This is a genomic window from Phytoactinopolyspora endophytica (genome assembly GCF_004138495.1).
GTDB classification, from domain to species: domain Bacteria; phylum Actinomycetota; class Actinomycetes; order Jiangellales; family Jiangellaceae; genus Phytoactinopolyspora; species Phytoactinopolyspora endophytica.
The window spans coordinates 113212-119487 of the sequence record NZ_ML142859.1 but is presented as its reverse complement, the minus strand read 5'-3'; the positions used below and the strand labels follow the sequence as shown (position 1 = coordinate 119487).

The window sequence follows — 6276 nt, the reverse complement described above, 5'->3', positions numbered from 1 at the left end:
CGGCGTTACATCGATAGGCACCACGGCGGTGAGGTCGAGTGGTTCGACCCCGAGTACATCCGCGCCGCTGCAGCCGCGACCCGAGCCGCGTTCCACAAATGATCAGGTCATGTCCGAGCGTTGGGCACGCCCGGTCGCCGAGCGGGCCGACGCGGCGGCCGGGCTCCACATGAGCCCATGTATGACCCCCAACGAGGTGCAACACGACGCGACGGTGAGCACCTGGTCGACGAGCTTGTGAGCGCGAACTGGCGGGTCGCGATCAAGACGTCTGCCTCTACGGATAAGAGGGTCGGCGTGCCCTCCGAGTGCCCCAAGCCACGGTCGATCATGGTCTGCCGCGGTCAACAACGGTCAGAGTGAGCGGGGACTCCAGCGCGGCGCAGATCGACGCTCAGCGCAGCGGGCGACAGAAAGGGTCCTTTGCAAGGTACGGGACGGAACGTGCCCCTGAGGTGCCCCCGAACGGCCCCTCAGCAGCCGTCAAGAACCATCGGAACCCAGGGCGGCAGGGCGGCCCCGCGCCCAGAAACGGCCCTCAGACGGGGTGACCCGCGCATAAGAACCCGCTCGTAATGCGTAGCTGTGTGTGCCCGCCGTGTGTCTGCTTCGCCGACACGTCATCCTTGATTTGCCGACGACAGGACCCATGATTTGTCGGCCATACGACCCGTGATTCGCCGACCGAGTAGTCTATGTTTTGTCGATCAAGTGAACCCGACGCCCGCCCGAAGAGGACAACGCCACGTCAACGTCGACTTCCCCACTGGATGATCGCCTCCCTAGACCGAGAAGGTACGACGACTGGGCGTCACCCGCCAGTCCATCATCAAGGTCTGACCACACCGGCCGATCAGGCCGCGTGACTACAACTGTCACCTACTCGTAGCAGACCCCTTGGCAAACGTGCTGGCAAACTTGTCGCCGTCGACCGCCGAGGACGCGTTCACCGCCGCTGGCCTGGACGTGATTCAGGCGCCTAAGTCTGCTGGTGCCCAGCGGGGCGGGCGCGGACGCACGTTGCGGCCCCACGACTCCTAGAGAAGCCGGGTCAGCAGTCCGCACGCCAAGGCATCGTCGGCCGAAAGCACCCGGCCGGCTCGCAGGTCATGCTCGACGTCGTCGGCAGACTGCCCCGTCGCCCGCACAATATGGTCCCGAAGCCGGGCCAGCTGCCACTCGTGGTGCTCTGCGTGGACGGTCATCTGATCCGCGGTGCCGTGGGCATTGACGTCGGGGACCGAGAGCACAATGTTCGCGCCACTATGGGCGCCACGTTCCTGTCCGGCGCAGAGCACCGCGACGGCCGGACCGACCAGAGTGCCGTGGACGATCGCGTGCACCGGCGCAGACACGGTCTGGACTGTGCCGGCCAGCGCGAGCGCGGCGGCCAGCTCGCTCGTCGAGCAGCTCAAGTGCAGCTCGATCGGGCTCCTGTCGCGCCTGTCGAGAATGAGCAACTGCGCGATGCCGCGGTTTGCCAGCTCCTCGTCGAGCGCACCGCCAAGATGAACTATCCGCATCTCGAGCAGGCGGTCGGACAGATCGCGCTCTCCCGAGTACTCCTCCCACGTCGGCATATGGGGCTGCTCCGGTGCGCCCGGCTGATCAGGCTGATGCGGCCGATTCGGCGGCACCTCCGGCGGCAACGGCCATGTGCCGGTCGGGCGACCGAGGATCATCACAGGCCTCCTGGGTCGGCTTCTAACTCCACCGTACACGCCGCTGCCGTTTATGGGCCGACACCTATTTCTCCGCCAGAGTCAGGTAGTAGCGGCCCATTCAATGTAGTCCGGTTCGGGGTCAACCCTGAATCGGACCGCATCGATCGTCGCCGCGCCGCTGAGCCAGGCCTTGGCGATCCGGTGTCCGCCGTCCATCAGACGTCCGTCGGCCGACAAGATCACTGGGTAGTTGAGATCAGCCTGCTGGATACGCTCGACGTGTCGAGCGACCATTCGACACGTGGCGGGCTCGCCATCGAACCAGCAGTCCTGGTCGAACTCCCGAATCGCGTCGATCGGCACCCGCTCAATCGGAAGGTCTTTGGCGAGCTCCCACAGACGTGCCGTCAGAAAGACGGCCCGTCCACCCGGCACAGGACGTGAATGTCGTTCAGGCATCGAACCATCATCACTGAGTGAGCTGCCGTGCTCACAAACAGGATGCTGATGCGGGCCACTTCACGCGAGGAATTCTCGGGCGCCGCGGAGTTTGGTGCGCAGGTGCCGCTGCGTCGCCCTGCAGTCCAGACGCACATCGAGCGGACCGGGCGAGCTGGTAGCGGCACGATGGCCTGCTGACAGTGCAGTGGCATCGAGTCCGTCCCGCCGCGCAACGAGAAGCCCCAGCTCATACCGGCTCATGGCGTCCGCCCCAGCTACGTGATGCACACCGGCTCGGTCTGAGGCCGCGAGTTCAAGAAGGGCCGCCGCAAGGTCGGCCACATGCACTGGGCACCGTACATCGTCAGTGAACAGCACCCCCTCACGTCGGCCGGCGGCCAGGGCGTGAACGAAGGATTCGTGGGACGATCCGCCGTCACCGATGATCAGCGACGTACGGGCAATGACGCCCCGCGGAGCGATCGCCGTGACCGCCGTTTCCGCCGCCGCCTTCGCCGCACCGTACGGAGTGATCGGATCCGGGACGCACGTCTCGTCGTAATGAATCGCGGCGCCGGAGAAGACGGCGTCGCTGGAGACGTGCACGAGGCGTCCGCCGACCGCGGAGGCAGCCAGCGCCACGTGGACCGCACCGTCGGCCGTGGTCGTCCAGTCCGCTTGACGGTATGCAGCGTTGATCACGACGTCCGGACGGAGCATGTCGGCCAGGGCGACGACATCCTCCCGGTGGCGAACATCGAGCGGCTTCCAACCAACGCCATCGACCTGTCCCGGGCGAGTCAGGTACGTCGCGGTCACATCGTTGCCCGCCGCCAGCGCCTGTCGGGCGAGTTCACAGCCGAGCAAACCGCTGCCGCCGCTGATAAGGATCTTCACGGTCGGCCACGATAGCCGCCCTGCGAGGCCCGCCGACCAGTAGCTTCGGCTCGTTGAGCGCCAGGGAGGACCAACGCGCCCTGATCAGTAGAGACCTGCAGGTTCAGGTTGGCCTTCCCGCCGAGGTGGCGCACAAAGGTGCCTTCGGCCATGACCAGATTCCCGGTGGCTCACGTGCATGGACGGCGTGGGATTCGGGCGCATGTAGACCTTACGGTGGTCTTGATTCCGTGCCATCGTCGTACCCATCAGAAATCGGCGGCGAGGGGGTCCAACGATGACGAGCGGTGTGAGCGCCAGCGCGAGGCTACTCGAGGACAAGATCGAAGGACGGGTGCTCACGTCGAACGACGACGAGTACGACGAGGCGCGCGCCGTCTGGAACGCGATGGTCGACCGGCGGCCCCGAATGATCGTCAGGTGTGCCACTGCCGATGACGTGGCGACAGCCGTTCGGTACGCCCGGGACAGCGATCTGGAGATCGGAGTGCGGTGCGGCGGCCACGGTGTGCTCGGCGCGGCCGTACCCGAGGACGGCCTGATGATCGACCTCACGCGGATGGGTCAGGTCCGGGTGGACCCGCAGAGCCGCCGGGCGTGGGTGCAAGGCGGTGCGCTGCTCGGCGCTCTCGACCACGCCGTGCAAAGGCATGGCTTAGCGACGACCGCCGGAAACGTGTCCCACACCGGCGTCGGCGGCCTCACGCTCGGCGGTGGGATGGGCTGGCTGGCCCGGCAGTTCGGACTCTCCTGCGACAACGTGGCGTCCTTCGAGGTGGTGACCGCCGAGGGGAACACGGTTCGGGCCAGTGTCACGGAGAATCCCGAGCTGTACTGGGGTTTGCGTGGGGGCGGCGGGAACTTCGGCGTCGTGACCGAGTTCGAGTTCCGGCTGCATCCGGTGGCGGGCGAGACACTCGTCGTCGATCTCTGGTTCGGCCTCGACGACGCTCCGGCCGTGTTTCGCGGGTGGCGGGACCTCAATGTGGCTGCGCCCCGGCAAGCGACCTTCACCGCGTGGGTCGGCGACATGGACGGCCGCCCGATGGCCTCCGTCGGTTACGTCTGGATCGGCGACCCCGGCGAAGGCCGCGAGCTGCTACCGTCCCTGCGCGCACTCGGTCGGCCGGCGACGGAGCGGGTCCAGGAGATGTCGTACGTGGATCTGCAACGGATGGACGACAATGTCGAGCGTCATACGCTGCGCAGATACTGGAAGGGCCACTACGTTCGCGCACTACCGGACGACGCCATCGAGGCCTTCTTGCTCCGTGGCACGTCGGACGGCCACGGAAACCATTTGCCGGCAGCGAGCCTGCAGGCATACGGCGGCGCGATCGCTGACGTGCCGGACGAGGACGCCGCCTTCAGCCCCCGGGACACCTCGTTCGAGTTCGTGACCGCTGCGCGCTGGTCAGAGATCGCGGAAGACGAGCCGCGAATGGGCGCGGCGCGACACTACGCGGGCTCGCTCGACCAGTTCGCCAGTGGCGCGTATGTCAACGTGCTCACGGATGAGGGACCGGCGGGTGTTCGACGGGCCTACCCGCCGGAGAAACTGGCCCGCCTGACGACGCTCAAAGACGCCTGGGATCCGCAGAACATCTTCCACCTCAACCACAACATCCCGCCCAGCGGACACCTTCGACCTGCGTAAGCCCATGCGCCCGACAACAACGTCGGCTTCCCCGATGCCTCATCACAGTCCAGGCTCGATGCGATGGGCAATCTGACGGTATCCGAGTCGACAAAGCTGTGGGCGGCGCTCATCAAGCGCCGCCCACAGCGAGTCTTGCCAGGTCAGTAGCCGACGGTAAACCGGCTCCGGTGATGCTTCGGCCGCTCGGCTTCGTCGAGCAAGGCGATTGCGAAGTCTTCCATGGAGATCCGCGAGGTGCCATCGGTATCGAACAGCAGCTCGTCGGTCCCCGTCCGATAGTGACCGGTGCGCTCGCCCGGCTCGAGCATCGCAGGCGGGCTCAGGTAGGCCCAGTCGACGGTCGTCTCGGTGCGGACGGCCTCGAACTGTTGGACGCACGCCTGAGCGATCCCACGCCAGGCGGGCGGGACGATGTTGGGGTCATCGACCGCGAGCTTTCCGTTGCTGGGGACGGTGAGGTTGCCGGCGCCACCGACGAGCAGCAGCCGCACGTTGGTGCGTGCGAGGCCGGCCAGCAGCGATCTCGCGGTAGCGACGAGTGCGTCGTCCTCGCCGGCCACCGGTCGGGTGGCGCTGATCACGAGGTCCTGGCCGGCGCTGAGCTCGGTGACGTCGTCGATCTGGTCGGCATTGCCGACTCGGACGGTGGCCTCAGCGGGCACTTCGTGAGCTCGTGCCGGGTTGCGGATAACCGCCGTGACCTCGTGGCCTCGGGCCAGTGCCTCGGTGACCACGCGGCGTCCGACGTTTCCCGTTGCTCCGAAGACGGTGATGCGCATGCGCTTGGCTCCTTGTGTTCGATGGATCGATGGGTCAGACGAGGCGGGTTTACGTGGGGCGAGTCGGGCTCTATGGACGGATCCGGCGGATGAGGTTGTGGGCGGTTCCGGGAGCCAGTTGTGCGGCGCCGATCGAGACCAGGGCGAGACTCAACCCCACCGTCTGGGCGAAGGTGAGAGCCTCGGCCAGAACCAGCCAGCCTAGGGCGGTGGCGACGACGGGTGACAGCAGAGGAAGGAACGAGACGGCGGCGACCGGTAGCCGCTCCAGGCCCTGGAACCATAGCGCGTAGGCCAGCAGCGTTCCGACGATAGCCAGCCAGGCGTACCCGGCTATTGCCCGGCCGTCCAGAGCCGGCGGAGCGCCTTCCACGGCCAGAGCAAGTGGCGCCAGAAACAGTCCGCCCGCGGTGAGCTGCCAGCCGGTGAAGGTGAACAGCCCGACCCCCGACGGACGTCCCCAGCGTTTGGTGAGCACGATCCCGGTGGCCATAGCGGCCGTGCCGGTCAGGCCGGCGAGAACGCCGATGGCATCAAAGGTGATCTGTCCTCGTAGAACCATCAGAGCGACGCCGGCGGTTCCGGCCAGTCCCCATCCGAGCCGCCAGCCGGTGGGACGTTCGCGCAGAAGTCCGAACGCGATGCCGGCGACGAGCAGCGGCTGGACGGCCCCGAGGGTCGCTGCGACGCCGCCGGGCAAGCGGTATGCCGCGATGAATAGCAGCGCGAAGAAGGCGCCGATGTTCAGAGTGCCCAAGAGTGCGGAGCGCCACCACCACGAGCCCCTCGGCAGCGTGCGGGTGAACGCCAGGATGAGCAAGCCGGCCGGCAGGGC

The 6276-nt window shown here is 66.9% G+C and carries 6 protein-coding genes; 1 reads left to right on the top strand and 5 read right to left on the bottom strand.

All coding sequences use genetic code 11. The features are described from left to right. Positions 1-1037: 1037 nt before the first annotated feature. The 3 genes from ELR45_RS20710 to ELR45_RS20700 form a co-directional block, all read right to left on the bottom strand. Entirely contained in the window at positions 1038-1682 is a 645-nt protein-coding gene (locus ELR45_RS20710) for an ATP-dependent Clp protease proteolytic subunit (RefSeq protein WP_129668055.1), read from the bottom strand. An 81-nt stretch (positions 1683-1763) separates the two neighbouring features. Then, the gene (locus ELR45_RS20705; RefSeq protein ID WP_129668054.1) at positions 1764-2123 is read right to left on the bottom strand and encodes a hypothetical protein; all 360 of its coding nucleotides are present in this window, start codon (positions 2121-2123) and stop codon (positions 1764-1766) included. A gap of 60 nt (positions 2124-2183) precedes the next feature. After that, the gene (locus tag ELR45_RS20700; protein WP_129668053.1) at positions 2184-3002 is read right to left on the bottom strand and encodes an SDR family oxidoreductase; all 819 of its coding nucleotides are present in this window, start codon (positions 3000-3002) and stop codon (positions 2184-2186) included. 277 nt (positions 3003-3279) lie between these two features. Here ELR45_RS20700 and ELR45_RS20695 point away from each other — a divergent pair, with 277 nt between their 5' ends. After that, complete coding sequence (locus ELR45_RS20695; RefSeq protein WP_129668052.1) at positions 3280-4659, top strand: FAD-binding oxidoreductase; 1380 nt, start codon at positions 3280-3282, stop codon at positions 4657-4659. Between the two features lie 143 nt (positions 4660-4802). Here ELR45_RS20695 and ELR45_RS20690 read toward each other — a convergent pair whose 3' ends face one another. Continuing rightward, positions 4803-5441 (bottom strand): NAD(P)-dependent oxidoreductase, encoded by a 639-nt coding sequence (locus ELR45_RS20690; RefSeq protein ID WP_129668051.1) that lies wholly within the window; start codon positions 5439-5441, stop codon positions 4803-4805. 70 nt (positions 5442-5511) lie between these two features. Further along, on the bottom strand, positions 5512-6276 hold a 765-nt coding region (locus ELR45_RS20685), incomplete at its 5' end, for an EamA family transporter (protein ID WP_205856960.1).

What these genes read in the sequence shown, in the direction of transcription:
- ELR45_RS20710 (WP_129668055.1), bottom strand. Translation starts at nt 1,682, where the DNA reads ATGATCCTCGGTCGCCCGACCGGCACATGGCCGTTGCCGCCGGAGGTG.
- ELR45_RS20705 (WP_129668054.1), bottom strand. Translation starts at nt 2,123, where the DNA reads ATGCCTGAACGACATTCACGTCCTGTGCCGGGTGGACGGGCCGTCTTT.
- ELR45_RS20690 (WP_129668051.1), bottom strand. Translation starts at nt 5,441, where the DNA reads ATGCGCATCACCGTCTTCGGAGCAACGGGAAACGTCGGACGCCGCGTG.
- ELR45_RS20695 (WP_129668052.1), top strand. Translation starts at nt 3,280, where the DNA reads ATGACGAGCGGTGTGAGCGCCAGCGCGAGGCTACTCGAGGACAAGATC.